Source organism: Gulosibacter chungangensis (genome assembly GCF_008831155.1).
Taxonomy (GTDB): domain Bacteria; phylum Actinomycetota; class Actinomycetes; order Actinomycetales; family Microbacteriaceae; genus Gulosibacter; species Gulosibacter chungangensis.
Genome location: NZ_WBKB01000003.1, coordinates 169,163 through 185,657, shown reverse-complemented (window position 1 = coordinate 185,657; position 16,495 = coordinate 169,163). Strand labels below are relative to the sequence as shown.

15 protein-coding genes and 1 other RNA gene are annotated in these 16,495 nt (G+C 60.9%); 4 read left to right on the top strand and 12 right to left on the bottom strand.

Translation table 11 applies throughout. The annotated features are described in order from the left end of the window. Window positions 1–31: 31 nt before the first annotated feature. Window positions 32–466: a septum formation family protein gene (locus tag F8O05_RS06485; RefSeq protein ID WP_158051945.1), complete on the top strand. Its 435-nt coding sequence runs from the start codon at window positions 32–34 to the stop codon at window positions 464–466. Between the two features lie 31 nt (window positions 467–497). After that, window positions 498–1,718 (top strand): cobalamin-independent methionine synthase II family protein, encoded by a 1,221-nt coding sequence (locus tag F8O05_RS06480; RefSeq protein WP_158051944.1) that lies wholly within the window; start codon window positions 498–500, stop codon window positions 1,716–1,718. A 192-nt stretch (window positions 1,719–1,910) separates the two neighbouring features. On the opposite strand, the gene F8O05_RS06475 is transcribed toward F8O05_RS06480, so the two are convergent. The 3 genes from F8O05_RS06475 to F8O05_RS06465 form a co-directional block, all read right to left on the bottom strand. After that, window positions 1,911–2,774, bottom strand: a complete 864-nt coding sequence (locus tag F8O05_RS06475) for a type IV toxin-antitoxin system AbiEi family antitoxin domain-containing protein (RefSeq protein ID WP_158051943.1) — start codon at window positions 2,772–2,774, stop codon at window positions 1,911–1,913. A 315-nt stretch (window positions 2,775–3,089) separates the two neighbouring features. Beyond that, complete coding sequence (gene aroQ, locus F8O05_RS06470; RefSeq protein ID WP_158051942.1) at window positions 3,090–3,542, bottom strand: type II 3-dehydroquinate dehydratase; 453 nt, start codon at window positions 3,540–3,542, stop codon at window positions 3,090–3,092. Window positions 3,543–3,760: 218 nt separating this feature from the next. Next, complete coding sequence (locus F8O05_RS06465; protein WP_158051941.1) at window positions 3,761–6,466, bottom strand: hypothetical protein; 2,706 nt, start codon at window positions 6,464–6,466, stop codon at window positions 3,761–3,763. A gap of 167 nt (window positions 6,467–6,633) precedes the next feature. On the opposite strand from F8O05_RS06465, the gene ssrA reads away from it, so the two are divergent. Next, window positions 6,634–7,004: a transfer-messenger RNA gene (gene ssrA / locus F8O05_RS06460) on the top strand. A gap of 194 nt (window positions 7,005–7,198) precedes the next feature. On the opposite strand, the gene F8O05_RS06455 is transcribed toward ssrA, so the two are convergent. Further along, window positions 7,199–7,687, bottom strand: a complete 489-nt coding sequence (locus F8O05_RS06455) for a type II toxin-antitoxin system VapC family toxin (protein WP_192497059.1) — start codon at window positions 7,685–7,687, stop codon at window positions 7,199–7,201. Next, window positions 7,680–8,426, bottom strand: a complete 747-nt coding sequence (locus F8O05_RS06450) for a hypothetical protein (RefSeq protein ID WP_158051939.1) — start codon at window positions 8,424–8,426, stop codon at window positions 7,680–7,682. The genes F8O05_RS06455 and F8O05_RS06450 overlap by 8 nt, the downstream gene beginning before the upstream one ends. A 258-nt stretch (window positions 8,427–8,684) precedes the next feature. Here F8O05_RS06450 and F8O05_RS06445 point away from each other — a divergent pair, with 258 nt between their 5' ends. Next, entirely contained in the window at window positions 8,685–9,869 is a 1,185-nt protein-coding gene (locus F8O05_RS06445) for a Fic family protein (protein ID WP_158051938.1), read from the top strand. Between the two features lie 130 nt (window positions 9,870–9,999). Here F8O05_RS06445 and smpB read toward each other — a convergent pair whose 3' ends face one another. The 7 genes from smpB to F8O05_RS06410 form a co-directional block, all read right to left on the bottom strand. Continuing rightward, window positions 10,000–10,476: an SsrA-binding protein SmpB gene (smpB, locus tag F8O05_RS06440; protein ID WP_158051937.1), complete on the bottom strand. Its 477-nt coding sequence runs from the start codon at window positions 10,474–10,476 to the stop codon at window positions 10,000–10,002. Between the two features lie 136 nt (window positions 10,477–10,612). Continuing rightward, window positions 10,613–11,527: a permease-like cell division protein FtsX gene (gene ftsX / locus F8O05_RS06435; protein WP_158051936.1), complete on the bottom strand. Its 915-nt coding sequence runs from the start codon at window positions 11,525–11,527 to the stop codon at window positions 10,613–10,615. Further along, a complete protein-coding gene (ftsE, locus tag F8O05_RS06430) occupies window positions 11,527–12,435 on the bottom strand; it encodes a cell division ATP-binding protein FtsE (RefSeq protein ID WP_158051935.1) in 909 nt (302 codons plus the stop codon). The genes ftsX and ftsE overlap by 1 nt, the downstream gene beginning before the upstream one ends. 85 nt (window positions 12,436–12,520) lie before the next feature. Next, a complete protein-coding gene (locus F8O05_RS06425) occupies window positions 12,521–12,628 on the bottom strand; it encodes a methionine/alanine import family NSS transporter small subunit (RefSeq protein ID WP_158051934.1) in 108 nt (35 codons plus the stop codon). Continuing rightward, window positions 12,625–14,250, bottom strand: coding sequence for a sodium-dependent transporter (locus F8O05_RS06420; protein WP_158051933.1), 1,626 nt, complete (start codon window positions 14,248–14,250; stop codon window positions 12,625–12,627). Before F8O05_RS06420 ends, F8O05_RS06425 begins: the two co-directional genes overlap by 4 nt. A 120-nt stretch (window positions 14,251–14,370) precedes the next feature. Beyond that, window positions 14,371–15,483, bottom strand: coding sequence for a peptide chain release factor 2 (gene prfB, locus F8O05_RS06415; protein WP_158051932.1), 1,113 nt, complete (start codon window positions 15,481–15,483; stop codon window positions 14,371–14,373). Then, complete coding sequence (locus F8O05_RS06410) at window positions 15,480–16,382, bottom strand: CPBP family intramembrane glutamic endopeptidase (RefSeq protein ID WP_158051931.1); 903 nt, start codon at window positions 16,380–16,382, stop codon at window positions 15,480–15,482. The genes prfB and F8O05_RS06410 overlap by 4 nt, the downstream gene beginning before the upstream one ends. Between the last annotated feature and the right edge of the window lie 113 nt (window positions 16,383–16,495).

Here is a 16,495-nt window from a genome sequence, read left to right as displayed (position 1 = left end):
TGCGGCTCATTGTCGCGGATATCCTTAGCGAATGAAGAAATCTCTGCTCGCGCTGGCATTGCTGCCGGGCCTTGCGCTCCTCAGCGGATGCGCGGCTCCAGCCGACGAGGCCGAGCCCATCGCCATCTTCCACACCGAAGTCGGCCAATGCTTAAACCCCGACCAAGACCAGACCGCGGCTTTCATCGTGCCATGCGACCAACCGCACCTCTTCGAAGTCACCGCCGTGCATCCAATCGAAGTGGCCGACTACCCGGGTGACGAAACCATCCAAACCCTGGTCGACGAAACCTGCCCGGACGCATTCTTTGACTACACGGGCCAGGCGGCCGCAGCATCCACCGAATGGGGATCCGTCGCCTTCGCACCCCGCGGGTCCGACTGGGAAGAGCAAGACCAGCGCAATATCGTCTGTGCTGTGACGTCCCTTGACGGTGAGCCAGCATCCGGCTCGGCCAAGGAGTAACGTCAACAGAACAAACTTCTGAAGGGACACCATGACGCAGCAGAATCGCGACCGAATTCAAACGACCCACGTCGGGTCGCTCCCCCGCACCGAGCGCCTGCTCGAGACCAACCGACTTCACCAGGACGGTGCCATCGGCTGGGATGAGTTCACGAGCATCCTGCACGAAGAGGTCGTGGGCGTCGTCAAGCGACAGGCCGACATCGGCATCGACGTGCTCAACGACGGTGAATACGGGCACATCATGACCCAATCGGTCGACTACGGCGGGTGGTGGAACTACTCGTTCAGCCGCCTCTCGGGCCTCACCCCCGGCGACGAAGACCGCTGGTCTGCCGAAGAAGAAGTCATCCTCTCGGAACCCGGCAAGGTGCGACTCGCCTCCTTCGCGCACCGTCGCGACCGCGCCAAGTTCAAGGATGCCTACCACAACCCCGTCAATGGCGTACTGGCTGGTCGCAAGGCAGTTCCCCAGCCCTCGATCACCGGCGAGATCAAGTACATCGGACAGGATGCCGTGGCCGCCGACACCGCCGGCCTGCGTGCTGCGTTGGGCGAACTCGGTGCCTCGAACGAAGGATTCGTTGCGGCGCTCTCCCCCGGGTCGGCTGCGCGACTGCCGAACGAGTTCTACGGTTCGGATGAAGAAGTTGTTTGGGCCTGCGCCGAGGCACTTCGTGATGAGTACCGCGCGATCGTCGACGCCGGGTTTGTGGTGCAGATCGATGACCCTTCGATCGCCGAGTCCTGGGACCAGGTTGTGCCCGAGCCCGCGGTTGAGGACTACCTCGCCTTCACCCAGGTGCGCATTGACGCCCTGAACCACGCGCTCGAGGGCCTGCCGGAAGACAAGGTGCGCTTCCACCTCTGCTGGGGATCCTGGCACGGCCCGCACACCACCGACATCGAATTCAAGCACCTCGTTCGCCAGATGCTTGAGGTCAACGCTGGGTCATACTCCTTCGAGGCCGCGAACGTGCGCCACGCGCACGAGTGGAAGGTGTGGCAGGACGTAGCGCTGCCGGAAGGCAAGCTGATTGTGCCGGGACTCGTCTCGCACTCGACCAACGTGGTTGAGCATCCTGAGCTTGTGGCGGACCGCATCTCGCAGTTTGCGTCGGTGGTCGGTGCTGAAAACGTGATCGCCTCGACCGACTGCGGCCTCGGCGGCCGCGTGCACCCGGACATCGCCTGGGCGAAGCTGGAGTCCCTCGCGGAGGGTGCCCGCCTGGCCTCGGAGCGGTTGTTCTAGGGGCTTAGTCCGCCTAGGTATCCCCTCTCCTTACTGCATCCCCTCCGCTCCCTGCAGCCCCTCCTCCCTGCATCCCCCGCACTGTCCAAAATTGTGCACGCGCTGCCGGTGACACGCCGTCGCCCGCGGGTTTAGGCCCGTAATTACGCGGATATCACCCCAGCGCGTGCACAATTTTGACCATGCGCATCCCTAATAACCCCAGTGGGGCGGGATCAGATGGTCGCCACGCGCGATAATGGCCTTCAAGCGCCGACTCACCACACTCCAGTTCCTCACTATGTCGGTATAGGTGAGTCTGAAGACGAGATACCCCTGTGCGATGAGGTACTGGTCGCGGAAGTAATCGTTCTGCTGCGCTTCAATTGACCCATGGTGTTGCAGGCTGTCGATTTCGATGATGAGCCGTCGGCCAACTAGAAAGTCCGAGTACCGGCGTTCAGCCCATTCGTATTGCTGCACAAACGACAGGTTTTGTGACTCTAGCCACAGCCGCATCTGTGACTCGCTGCCGGAATCGGCAAGGTGGTTGACTCGTGCGGTACGTGCCTGGATGTCCTTCGGATATCGAGCCGCGATCTCCTGCATGTCGTTGACGGACAGCAGCTTCCGGTTCGCAAGGGAATCGGCCACCACAATGAACTGCGGTTCTGGCAGCCGGGTGAGCGCCACTTCAAATGCCTGCGGGATCGGGTCGACCGCAGCTGACACTGGAACATAGCGGTCATTCGCCTGCGGGAGCACGATCACTTTGCCGATGTCGTGGCGGTGTTCCTGCCGTGCGGCTCTTAGGTACGCCCGCTCTTCGTTGAGGTTCCATGCCCCGTGAAGAGCAAGGGCCGGTGAGCCCGAGTACGCGCACCTATGTTTCACCGATGCTTCGATGATCGGATCCACCGGAACTTGCGAGCACTTGTACCAGCCCTGCCTTATGTTCAGGAGGAAACCGCTGCGTTTGAGCCGACGCACCTCCGCTTCGCTGATCCCCTCGGTTTGGAAATCCTGCCGACGGAGGACACCGTGATAGCGAGAGAACACGTCGATAAGAGCTGACACACGGCGATGCTCGCACCTTGCGCCTAATACAGCAGTGCAAATGCAGTTCGGCTGTGGGTAACTGTGATCGGGGCGGAAATTGTGGATATCTTGGCGCGCAGTTTCCTATCCCTGAAGTCTTGCGGTTGCTCCGGGCCGAGCCTTCTCGGATGTGTGTCCAAAATTGTGCACGCCCTGCCCGCTAGAGACGGCAATTTCGGGTTTTACGGTCGATGCAACGGCGTGTCCCCCTCCAGCCATGCACAATTTTGACCATGGCGGTCGGCCGAGAGGTGGCGGGGCGCGGCGAGCGCGGTGTGTGGCCGAGAGCGCGGGCTAGGCCGAGTGGGTGGGGTTGAGGTGGTTGGCGAGCCACTCGAGGGCGAGCTCGTAGCCGAGAGTGCCGGCGCCTGCGATCACTACGTTTGCGATGGGCGAGACGTAGGAGTGGTGGCGGAAAGGTTCACGGGCGTGCACGTTGGAGATGTGCACCTCAACCGTGGGGCGCTCGGCGTATTCGAGGGCGTCGTGGATGGCGACGGAGGTGTGCGTGTAGGCGGCCGGGTTGATCACAATCCCGGCCGCCTGCGTGCGTGCCTGCTGAATCTTCTCCACAATCTCGCCCTCGTGGTTGGACTGGAAGAACTCGATCTCCAGGCCAAGCGCCTGGGCGCGACGACGCACCCGAGCCTCAACATCCGCGAGCGTTTCCGCGCCGTAGATCTCGGGCTTGCGAGTACCGAGCGTGTTGAGGTTTGGGCCGTTGAGGACGAAGATCTTCCGCTGCATGCTTCGATGCTAGCGCGCAGCAGCCTCGAGCTCGGCAGCCTAGCGCGCAGCCGCCTCGAGCTCGGCAGCTTTGGCCTTGTCCTCGCGAGCCGAGAAGTAGTCAAGCAGATAGTCGAAGCCATTGTGCAGGATCACGACAAGATGCTCAGACAAACCAATGGCCCGGTTCTACAAATCTTTGTGGAACCGGGCCTTCGGCTATTCGGTGCTACTCAGTCTTAGCTGCCGAGAGCGGTCACTGCGAGATCCTGAATGGACGAGATCTTCTCCGAGAACATGTTGCCGAGCGAGGTACCCGTGGTTGCCATCGAGTAGGCGCTGGGCTCAACCTTCTGCCACTCGGTGAGGAGGGCCTTGTCGGCGGCCGTCTCAGCATCCGTCGCTGCCGGGCCGAGCGTGTCGAGCTCTGGGTAGAGCGTCTGGCCAACCTCGACCGTGGGTTCGGTGTTCCGAAGGTGGTCAACGATCGCCTGGTAAGCATCCGCCGCCTTCTGGTATTCGGTCGCACCCACGGCGCAGACGTCCGCGAATGCGCTCATGAAGCACTGGTCCGCGTACAGATCCGCCAGGCCCTGGTAGTAGCCCACGTAAGTGGTTTCCATAGCGGCTGCGAACTGTTCACGGGTGTCGCTGTTGTACAGGTCCGCGCAACCGTCGGACGACTCGCAGAGGTAGTACACCGCACCATCCGAAGTCTCGATGCGGTCACCGTTCGGGACAGTGTAGGCGTCTTCCATGACTCCCGAGAGGTTCTCCTCGAAGGTGTCGTAGAGGTCCGCGTAGGCACCGTAGTTCTGGCAGAACTCGTTCATTTCACCGAGCGAAGTCTCGCTACCAGAAAGGAATTCTTCGGCCGATTCACGTTGGGCGGCGACGGCTTCCGCATCCTTCTGCGCCTGCTGGTACGCCTCGGATGCTTCAGCCGCGTCTTCCTGCGGCAGCTCCGGCACCGTGGTGTCCGCAAGTTCCGAGCGCTTGTCGAGTGCGGGCTGGATGTCGGCACAGGCTTGGTCGAGTGCCTCACGGTTCTCGGTGTTCAGGTCGTACCAGGTTCGGTTCGCCGCGCTGATTGGGTCGGTGAGGTTCACCGCGGACACTGCCGCAAGGTTCTCCTCGTTCCAGTTCGCGTTGTATTCCTCGAGCGCGTTGTTGAAGGTTGCGGCAAGGTTGTCACCGCGGTCGACGTTCCGCTGGTGGATGATCATTGGAATCGCGATGGCCGCGACAATGATGACCACCAGCGCCACGATTCCACCAATCAGGATGCCCTTTTTCTTGTACCAGGGCTTGCCCTTGTCACCTTCGGCGCTTGCCGGGACGAATCCGCCCGGGCCGCCGGGGCCTTCACCTCCGGGACCACCAGGGCCACCGGGTCCACCTGGACCGCCTGGGCCCTGCTGGGATTGGTCGAAGGGGATGTTCTGGTCGCCAGGGAATGCAGCTGGCGGGGCACCGAAGACCGGTGCCTGATCACCCTGCTGCGCCTGCGGCCAAGCCGCGGTCTGAGCATCCTGGCCCGAGAACTGCTCGTTGGGGAATTCCTGGCCTTGGTGCTGCTGACCCTCGAACTGCTGGTCTTGCTGACCCCACTGATTCTCGGGCTGCTGACCCCACTGGTTTTCACCCTGCGGAGCCTGGCCTTGCGAGGCATCCGTCGACTGGCCCCAGTGGCTGGCATCCTGCGGGGCGTCACCCTGCTGGCCCCACTGGTTCTGGCCAGCTGAGGGATTCTGGTCGTTCCCTTGCCAGGGCTGGTTCGCTGCCGCCCAGGCGCCCGCACCGGCAAGCCCGGCTGCACCCGCTGCTGCGGCTGTGCCCCAACCGGCACCTGAACCCTCGCCAGCGTTTTCTTCCTCGTCGCCTGACTCTGCGCCTTGCTGCCCGTGAGCCTGCTGCCCCTGACCCGGCTCGCTGAACGCGCTCTGGCCGTACGCCTCGGTGGGCTGGTTGTCCGCGTTCTCCGACGGAGTTTGTGGCCATGCCCCGAATGCTGAAGTTGGCTGCCCCTCGCGAGAGGCCTGGTCTTCGGCAGGCTGTGCGTCGGTTGCGTTCTGGGCTTCGGTTTCCTGACCGGAAGCCTCGCCAGATTCGGCCTGCGCGTTGGTAGAAGAGGTGTCAAGAAGTTCAGTCGGCGGACCGTAAGAGTCCCATTCGCTCTCGGGGTGAGCGGGCTGCTCGGGGGCCGGTTGGCCTGCGCCTACCTGGCCTGCTTCCTGCTGGCCGGAATCGTGACCTTCAGGGGCACGCCCATCGTCACTTGGTTGTTCGGCACCGTGCTGGGCCTGTGTGAACTGCTCGTGACCGGGCTGTTCGCTGCCGGTTTGCTCACCCAATGGCTGATCGCCAACAGATGCCTGAGCGTCCTCGTTCTCGTCCTGTGCCGGGTTGAAGTTTGAGTAACCGCCGGTCCACTCCGGCTCGGGCTGGCGGCCCCGGTCGTCTCCCCCAGCCTGGTAACCACCCGCGGCCTGATAACCACCAAGGGCGCCGGCGTTGTCTTGCGGGGCGTCAAAGTTCGGTTGCTGGCCCTGCCACCGGTTTGGCTGCTCAGCCGGCGGCTGCCAGCCAGAATTCTGCGGAGCATTCCCCTGTGAACCCTGGTCTTGCGGGGTTTGACCCTGCGGAGCTTGGCCTTGGGGCGGGCCAAAGTTGGGCTGCTGCCACTGGCCCTGCTCGGGCGCCTGCCAACCCGCGTTCTGCGCGGCTGGTGGCGGGCCGAAGTTCGCTTGCGGCGCATCCTGCTGCCAGCCGCCTGCAGCCTGCTGATCGCCGGACGGCCATCCCTCGGCACCATCACCATCGGGGCGCGACCCGGAATTAGACTGCTGCTGTTTGGGCTGCTGCCAGCCGTCGGTACTCCACGAAGGATTCGGCGCTTCGCCGTTGTTCTCACGATCCTGGTCGTCGCCTTGATTCCAAGTCATAAACAAAGAATACGGCGATAAACGTGGAGAAAGCCTCGTGCCTCGCTGAATCCTTCTGAGGTCGTACCGCAGCACTACAAGACAAGGAGAAGATTCTGGAATATAGTTGTATCCCCCAGGGTTACACCTGGTACAACTCAATAGCGCTGAGAAGTTTCAGCAGTCACGGGGATGATCGGTTTCGACATGGCTTGTGAAACTGCGTGAAGCGGGTCGAGGACGCGGGGTTATCTCGTTAACGCCCTCCGCAAACTATAAGTGCCAATAACAAGCGCACTGACTTCGCCCTCGCTGCCTAGTAGCGAGCCCGAGTCCGTTAGCCCAGATCTGTGTTCGGTCTGGTTCCTAGCGTCATTTTGAACACTTGCTGCGTAGCCGCGTCACAGGGCTCCGCGGGACTTTTACTGTGACTGGGTTTGTGTCGGTCAAGGTGTTTGCCCCCATGGCCGGAACCAAGTAACACGCTCGGCAAACTGCACCCGGAGAATCCGCAGAATCTCAGTCGTGGACCGGGGTTCAATTCCCCGCATCTCCACTTTGGGCCCCGTTGGGGCGCGCACGCGGCAAAAGTAGGCCAGTGCAGCGCCCCAACGGGGTTCTTTCGTTTCCTCTTCAACATCGATGACAAGACAGAGCATCCAGTAATTGGTTGTTCCCCTAGTAAAGGGTTCGAGGTCACCGCCGACGGTCAACACGCCGAACTAACTCGACGCCGTGAACTCACGGACGAATTTAGGGAATCAGCGTCGGCTGACTAGGCATCGGGGGCCACTCTACGGAGAGTCCAGGCACAGACACGCCCACTCTCAGTAGGTCGCGATCAAACGTATAGAGCTTTGTTGCCCCATGAATCATCGCCAGTGCCAAAATACTAGCGTCCATCCCCTTAAGCCCGAACTCTGGCATTAGATCAATCGCCCGGTCTGCTACCACATCGTCAAACATGCCGATGAGGAACTCAGCATTATCGAGCCAGTTTCGGGCCGCAGCAAGGTTCGACTCCATCCGCTCACGGTTATTGCCGTCAGCACCATTTGGACCTTTTTGTACCTTCCCGAAAGTCTCCAAGCGGGCTATCGCAGGCATGATTACGATGTGGTCCCGATTATGACCGGCGAAAAGATACGTCGCACGATCAGCGCGGTTTTCACCACGGTCTTCATCGAGTAAGTAAGCAAGGAAGCAACTGGAATCAACGACGACCAGCGGAAGATTACGCAATCTCATCTCGCTGTCGTCGTATGATCTCAACCGAATCGAGTCCATCCGGGGTCAGGCCTTTTAGTAGCCCACGAGCACCTTCCAGACTCGTGACGGATCCCACGTTTGACGAGCGCATCGCAAGCCCTCGAACACTCATGCTCACGTAGCGGTTTGTCCACGGATTGACACGAATAAAACCTCGCGCGGTGACGCGCTTGTCAAGTAAGGAGATCGCAAGTTCGGACAGTTCGGATGGCAAGGAGAGCTTCACAGCCCGCCCAGTATTTTCGTCCTCGATGGATGCTTCGGGCGTATTACGGTTCGAGTATCTATACAACCGACCGGTGATGGTACCGAGTACCTGACGGTAACCTTCCGCGATTTCATCGAGAGTCTTAATAAGGTTGGTGTCAATAGCGACCGTGCTCGTGTCAGTAGATAGAGATACACCAGAGACGCCTTGGCGCTGAAGCGTCTTATGCAATACCCGAACGCCTTCAAGCGTTCTTTCGTTCCATGCGTCAGGGAGGCTCCCCCCTGCTTGTAGCGCGTCTAGCCCGTCATTAATCACGTTCACTTGAGCCTGCTCTGCGCTGAGCGTGGCGATTGCACTACCAATCTCTAGGCCCGATAGGACAGGAGCGGAGTCCCCTTCCTCGCCCACCGACTTGAGCATATCGAGCAGTGCTCCTAGCCCTTCCTGCAGCGCTCGTGCGTCAATTTCTTGCCCTTCGAGCTTGAGGGTGATGTCCTCCATGAATTACACCTCCTGTCGTGATGGAGTCTATCGGCATGACTCGTATGTGCGGTGCGCCATTACGGTCCAGTATGCGCTCAGCCGCCGACATCGACCCCACGTGATGCGGCGCCGTCCGTGGTGAAGCTTGTCATGAAGCTGTACTCCCCGTTAGCCAAGAACACATGCGCGTTCTATTATTAGTTAGGTAGTGAAATAATAATGTATCGGATGCTCGTTATTAGCTAGCAGCGCTACGTCACCTCATTGGGGGATGTCATGAAGTGGCCAAGCACCACGACAGTTACCGAGACTTGGCGACCCAACCCTGGCAAGTGGGCCGACCAGTCCAAGGTGCCTCATTTCGGGGAGCCGTATTCCGCATCCATACCGCCGTCGATCGCGACCTTGGATGTCCAGCTCCCGGGGGCGATCGCTGCAGACCTCGAGCGATCAACCATGCTGCTGCGCGACTTCGACGCCGAATTTGGAGCCCAACTCTCCCCCGTCACCGCGCTGCTCATCCGCTCCGAGTCGCTCTCCAGCTCCCAAATCGAAAACGTGAGCGCTAAGGCCCGGCAGGTTGTTTCCGCTGAAATCGGCGAATCCGAGAATCGGAATGCGAAACTCATCGCGGCCGGCGGCACGGTGATTCTCGACGCAATTCGCAATCCCGGACAAATCGATGTCGACCTGGCCAAACGCATCCAGGCGGGGCTACTCGCGGATTCCCCCGATCTCTCCCCGGGCGAACTGCGGCAAGAGCCAATCTGGATCGGTTCGAGCAGTGTCTCTCCGCACGGTGCGGAGTATGTCGCCCCACCCGCAGCAATGCTCCCGCAACTCCTCAATGACTGGAGCGAATTCGTTGCCAGGACGGACATACCGGTGCTGGCACACACGATCCTCGCGCACGGGCAGTTTGAGGCCATTCACCCCTTCCGAGACGGTAACGGGCGCACCGGCCGCGCCCTCATCCAAGCGATGCTGCGCGCCCGAGGTGCCACGCGACACGTTGCCGTGCCGATCTCCTCGGGTTTCCTGATGGATACCGATCACTACTTTTCGGCACTCATTGAGTACGAACACGGCAACCCACTGCCATTACTTCAGGCAACCGTGCTCGCGACCGACTCGGCCGTCGCAAACGCGCGACTACTGGTCACCAATATCAATGACATCCGCGACCAGCAGCGTGCAGCCATCACCGCACGAAGCGACTCCAGGATTTGGGAGTTGCACGATTACTCGATCCGACAGCCGGTGTTTACCGCGAATATGGTTGCCGAAGCACTCGTGATCACCACCTCGAACGTGCAACGGAATCTGGATTTGCTCGTTGACGCCGAAGTGCTGATTGCTTCCGCGAGTGTTCACCGCGGGCGCGGGCGGGTCTACCTGTCACCGGGGATTTTGGATGAGCTGGACCGGTTTGCGGATCGTGCTGCGCGGAGAGTTGCGTAGCGGGTTCGGATCTTTGCGGGGAGCGTGAACGCGGGGTCATTTCGCTACACGCCGCTACGCGGCGCACTCAATGACCGGGTGTGCGTGGGGCGCTTCGATACGGCTACGCCTACTCAGCGAGCGACGGATGCTATTCGCCGACGTATTTGCGGGCGGCGATGGCGCGATCGGCTTCACGCTTGTCTTGGCGCTCACGCAGGGCCTGGCGCTTGTCGTACTCGCGTTTACCCTTGGCGACGCCAATTTCGAGCTTCGCGCGACCATCCGAGAAGTACAGCGACAGCGGCACGATCGTGTAGCCGCCTTCGCGTGTCTTCGAGGCGATCTTGCGAATCTGCTCCTTGTGCAGCAGGAGCTTGCGCTTCCGGCGCGGCGTGTGGTTATTCCAGGTGCCCTGGAAGTATTCGGGGATGTAGATGTTGTCCACCCACATCTCGCCGCGGTCCACATAGGCGTAGCCGTCGATGAGGGATGCGCGTCCCTCGCGCAGCGCTTTTACCTCGGTGCCGTGAAGCACCATCCCGGCCTCGTAGGTGTCCTCGATCGTGTAATCGTGGTACGCCTTCTTGTTTCGGGCAATGACCTTCTGGCCTTTTTCCTTCGGCATGGGCTTCCTCCTTCCGGCAACCGTGCCTGCCGACCCGCAGATACAGGTCAGCGTTCTAGCTTAGCGCGCTCGACGCGAGCCGCGCATCCCGTGCGGTTGGCGACTCGGCCGCCCACCGCATCCAAACCTGCGATTGCTAGACGCGCAAGTAGCGGCGAATCGAGATGCCCGAGGAGATTGCCGCGAGCAAGACACCGAGCACCAGCAAGACCCCCGCGGTGATCACCGCCTCCGGCCAGATCCCGACCATCTGCACTCCGGGCATCCGCGGGGCGAGATAGCCCTGCACGAACCAGTGGGTACCGCCGATCACCGCACCCGAGGCGAGCAGCGAACCGATCAAGCCCGCGAACACACCCTCAAGGATGAATGGCGCTTGAATGAATCCGTTTGAGGCACCGACGAGACGCATAATTCGCAGTTCGCGACGACGCGAGAACGCCGAGAGGCGAATCGTCGTGGCCACCAGCAGCACCGCGGCCACGAGCATGACCAAGGCGATCGTGAATGCCGCAAGGCTGGCCCCGTTGAGCACCGCAAAAATCGAATCGAGGTACTGGCGCTGGTCAGTCACCGACTCAACGCCGGCCATGCCCGATACCGTCTGCACCACAATCTCAGAATCTGCAGGGTCTACGAGGTTCACCCAGAAGGCCTGGTTGAGCTGCTCGGGCTTCACGAAGGAGACCATCGGGTCATCCTTGAACTGCTCGACGAAGCGGTCGTACGCATCCTCTTGCGACTCGAAGTAATAGTCGTTGATGTAGGGCGTCAGCGCGGGGCCGGTGAGTTCGGCCTCCACCGCGTCAATCTGGTCCTGCGTGGCAACGCCTGCCGAACAGTCTGGCGAGGTCGAAATATCGGTACAGAAATCAACCGCAACCTGCGCACGGTCGTACCAGTACGTCTTCATCGATTGAATCTGGAACTGCAACAGCAGCGCCGCACCCACGAAGGTGAGCGACACGAAGGTGACCAGGATCACGGAAATCACCATCGAGGTGTTGCGGCGCAGGCCCTGCCACATTTCACCGAGAACAAAACCGAACATTAGCGAGCACCCCCGTCCTGGAGATCCGCGCCGTCTGCAAAGTCGGCGCCATCGTCTTCCTCAGCGTCGGGCAATCTCGTCGTAGGACTATCGATGTCCTCATTACGGCCGCTCGGGCGACGATCCGGCGCGGCGACACGTTCCGCCATGGCAGCCGCAATGGTCTTCCCGCGCGGAGCTTCGGATGCGATTTCGGGAGCTTCCGGTTCCTCGTACTTGACCACCTCGGGCGTGTAGACGCCCCCGGCCTCATCACGGATCAGTTCGCCGTCCTTGAGTTCGATGACTCGCTGGCGGGCCTCATCCACGATCGAAACATCGTGCGTGGCCATCACCACGGCGGTGCCGTTCTTATTAATCCGGCGCAGCACCCGCATGATTTCGCGCGATGTCGAAGGGTCGAGGTTACCGGTCGGCTCATCGGCGAGCAGAATCGCGGGTTTGTTCACCACGGCGCGGGCAATCGCCACGCGCTGCTGCTCACCACCGGAGAGTTCGTGCGGTAAGCGGTCCTCTTTGCCCTGCAGCCCCACGGTCTTCAGCACATCAGGCACCGCCTGGCGAATGTGTCCGCGGGACTTCCCAAGCACCTTCTGCGCGTAGGCGACGTTCTCATACACGGTCTTATTTGCCAGCAGACGGAAGTCTTGAAACACCATGCCCACATTGCGTCGGTAGTACGGGACCTTACGGTTGGAAATCTTGGCGAGATCCTGGCCAAGCACGTGCACTTGCCCCTTCGTCGGGGAATCCTCGAGCAGGATGTGCCGCAGCACTGTCGACTTACCCGACCCGGATGGGCCGACCAAGAACACGAACTCCCCGCGGAGAATTTCGAAGGTCACGCTGTCCAGCGCGGGGTCGGTTTGCCCGCGGAATACCTTGGAGACGTGGTCAAATCTGATCATGGCACGCCAACGGTACGTCCCGGCGCACGAAATTGGCGGGCGCCACGCCCAGTGCGTGCCGCCCGCCAAGATTCACAGGATGCGATTAGTCGCGGTCCGTGCCTCGCTTCATGAGGTTGATGGTCACGACTACAAGGCCGCCCCAGACCGTCACGAGCGAAATCGCCATCATGGTGATTGCAATGGGGGTCATCGGTTCTGCTCCTTTGCGTTCGATGCGGAGATGATTTCGACCGATCCGTCCTCGGTTTCGGTGAGGTCCCCGGCGAGGATGCCGTCGATTTCGCGGTCGTACTTAGCGTCGTCAAACACCGGCTGCACACGAGCGGTCCACGGCAGCAGACTCAGCAGAATGGCGCCCACGATCAGCAGGCCCGACATTCCCCAGCCGTAGAGCAGCACGAACTCCGGCGGGTAGCCACCGTAGACCTCTTGCGTTTTCGCAATCAGTTCGGATGCGAGCATCCCGATCAGTGCGAGAGGCACGATCCCGCCGATGAGCACCATCCAGATCTTGCGAGCCGGGAAGGAAGAAAGTCGTGTGAGGTGCCGCGAGAACATCGGCAGTTTGCGCGCGATCCACGACACCGCAATCACCATCACCAGCGCGCCGGCGAGGATACCGAACTGGTTGACGAAGGCATCCAACACGTCGAGGACATACAGGCCGGAGCTGGTTGGGAAAAGCAGCAGCGAAATGATTGCCATCGGCACCACGACCACGGTCACCGCAACCCAACGCTTGATGCCGAGCTTGTCCCGGACACCCGCGATAACTACCTCGATGATCGAAATCATCGAGGTAAAGCCCGCGAAGAGCAGTGAGCCAAAGAAGAGCACTCCAATCACTTCGCCCAGCGGGGCCTGGGAAATAATGGTCGGGAATGCCACGAAAGCGAGGCCGATCCCTGCATCCACCACATCGTTGATGCCGGTGCCAGCCGCGTTTGCCATGAACCCGAGCGCCGCGAAGACACCGATACCGGCGAGGATTTCGAAGCTCGAGTTTGAGAAGGCAACCACGAGACCCGAACCGGTGAGGTCGGTCTTCTTCCGCAGGTAGGAAGCGTAGGTAATCATGATGCCGAAGCCCACTGACAGCGAGAAGAAGATCTGTCCGACTGCCGCAGCCCACACGCTTGGGACCAGCAGTGCTCCCCAGTCCGGGGTGAAGAAGGCGTTCAGGCCGTCAAGCGAACCGGGAAGGAAGAGCGAGACCACGACCATCGCGAGGAACATTACGACCAAAAGCGGCATGAAGATGAAGTTGGCGCCGGCGATACCCTTGCGAACACCGAGCAGCATCACGACGAGCACGCCTACCCACACGAGCAGCTGCGGCCAGAACACGTTCGGCACAAAGTCGAAGCCCACCGCGACGGTGTCGGAGAGCTGCAGGAAGTCGCCGAAGAAGAACGCGTTCGCGTCGTCGCCCCAGGATTTCGTGAACGAGAAGATGAGGAACATCGCCGACCACGCGACGATCACCGCGTAGTAGATGCCGATGATCACACAGACCAGCACCTGCCACCAACCGAGGGATTCCATCCATCGTTGAATTCGCGCCAGGGACAGTGGCGAGGAGCCGCCGTAGCGCTGACCGATTACATAGTCGAGGAAGAGCAGCGGGATACCGGCGCACAGCAGTGCGACCAGGTACGGGATGATGAACGCTCCCCCGCCGTTTTCATAGGCCACATAGGGGAATCGCCAAATATTTCCGAGGCCGACCGCAGAACCGATCGCCGCGAGAATAAATGCGTTACGCGACCCGAAGGTTTCCTTCTTGGCCGCAGTTCTCGTTTTCGCCGTCATTGGCTTAACTCCTGAAGAACTCGCTTTACGGCCCGGCGAACAGGATCGCAACGCCGGGGTTATATGCCCCGGATGTTAGCAGTTACCCCACCTTTGGCGGGGTAACAATGTGGATATTCTCTAACCGCTCTGCTGTTCAGTTTTGCGCCAGCGGATACCGGCTGCAATAAATTCGTCAATTCCGCCGTCGAATACCTTGTCGGGGTTTCCGCTTTCGAATCCCGAACGGAGGTCCTTGACCATCTTGTACGGTGCGAGCACATACGAGCGCATCTGGTCGCCCCAGGATGCGGTGATGTTGCCGGCGAGTTCCTTCTTCTGCGCCTCTTCTTGTTCCTTCTGGAGGAGCAGTAGTCGCGACTGCAGCACGCGCATCGCCGCGGCGCGGTTTTGGATCTGCGACTTTTCGTTCTGGCAGGAAACCACAATGCCGGTCGGCAGGTGGGTGATGCGCACGGCCGAGTCGGTGGTGTTCACCGACTGTCCGCCGGGGCCCGATGAGCGGTAGACATCCACGCGAATGTCGTTCTCGGGGATGTCGATGTGCTCGGTCTGTTCAAAGAGCGGCACAACTTCCACCGCCGCGAAGCTGGTTTCGCGCGATCCAGCCGAGTTGAAGGGGCTCATGCGCACCAGTCGGTGCGTACCTGCCTCAACCGAGAGGGTGCCGAAGGCATAGGGCGAGTCGATCTCGATCGTGGCCGATTTGATTCCCGCCTGCTCGGCGTAGGAGGTGTCAAGCACCGTGGTCTTATACTCGTGGGCTTCGGCCCAGCGCACGTACATGCGCAGCAGCATTTCGGCGAAGTCGGCCGCATCCACCCCGCCGGCTCCGGCGCGGATGGTCATGACCGCCGGACGCGGATCGAATTCGCCATCCAGCAGGGTCTGCACCTCGAGGTCGCTCACTACCTTGTCGATCGCCTCGAGCTCCCGGTGTGCCTCTGCCGCCGTATCCTCGTCGTCGGCTTCCTTGGCGAGTTCCACGAGCACTTCGAGATCGTCGAGTCGCTGTTCGATTTCGCGGATGCGCTTGAGATCGGCTTGGGCGTGCGAGAGGGCGCTGGTCACCTTTTGCGCGCTCTCGGGGTCGTCCCACAGGTCAGGCTGGGAGGCCTGCTGTTCGAGCTCGGCGATGGATGCTTCCAGCCCGTCGGGGTCGAGCACCTGGCTGATGTCGTGAAAGGTGGACCGCAGATTAGCGATGGCATCGGCGATATCGAGGTTGATCATGATCGTTCTAGGGTACCCGGCTTGCGACGGCGCAGTGTGAATGCTGCGCCCACCGCTGCCAACGCAATCACCGTGGCAAAGGTGATGCCGTAGAGGAGGACCGGTGTCAGGGAATCTGGACTCTCAAGCAGGTTCAGCACCGAGAACGGCACGGCGTGTGCGAAGGCTGCGGGCCAAACGCTTTCGAAACGGACGGTGATGGCGCTGAGGAAGATGCCAAACCCAAAGAGCCCCAGGGTGCTGCTGATCGCGATATCTGGGCTCATTACGCCCTGCAGCGCCATGGTGCCGTGGATTGGCACGTGGAAGAGCACCCACACTCCGGAGATCGTGCACGCCATTCGCCAGAATCCCCAGCGCTCAAGTGCCGTCTGCAGGAATCCGCGCCAGGCCGCTTCTTCACCGATAGTGCTCAGGACAAATACCAGCGCCATCGGGACGGTGAGCAGCAGTGCCTGGCCGATTGCGGGCCACGGGAGCAGTTCAATCCCGCTGACCGCACCAAAGACTGCGGCCATCCCCAGATAGGTGGCGACCAGGGCAGCCGTGCTCGCGAGTGTTGCGAGTACTGTTCGCCAGAATCCTGCGGGGCGGATCTTGGTCCAGTGAATGATGCCACCGCGTAGCCGGAAGGTGAGGATCACGATGATGGCAATGATCGCGGGTATCCAGCGCCCGGCGATGAGGAACCAGTCGGGAATTTCTTGGTTGCTGAGAAGGAAGCTTCCGCACACGAGCGTGATCACGCCCAGCACGGTGATCACGAACGTGGCGGCGGCCCGCTTCGTTGCGACCCGCTGCTGTGCGTCTTGCTTCGGTGTGTCTTGCTTCGGTGCGTCTTGCTTCAGCGCAAGATCTGTCGGTGCAATGTCTGTCGGTGATGTATGTGTCGAGTTCATGCTTCGACGCTATGCGGGCGGGGAGTCGCTACGCACGGAAAAACGAGGGGTCTCGGGCTGACCTCCAAAAGGGTATGGAAACCCCGAACCCCATTGTTCGGGACTTCCAGCTT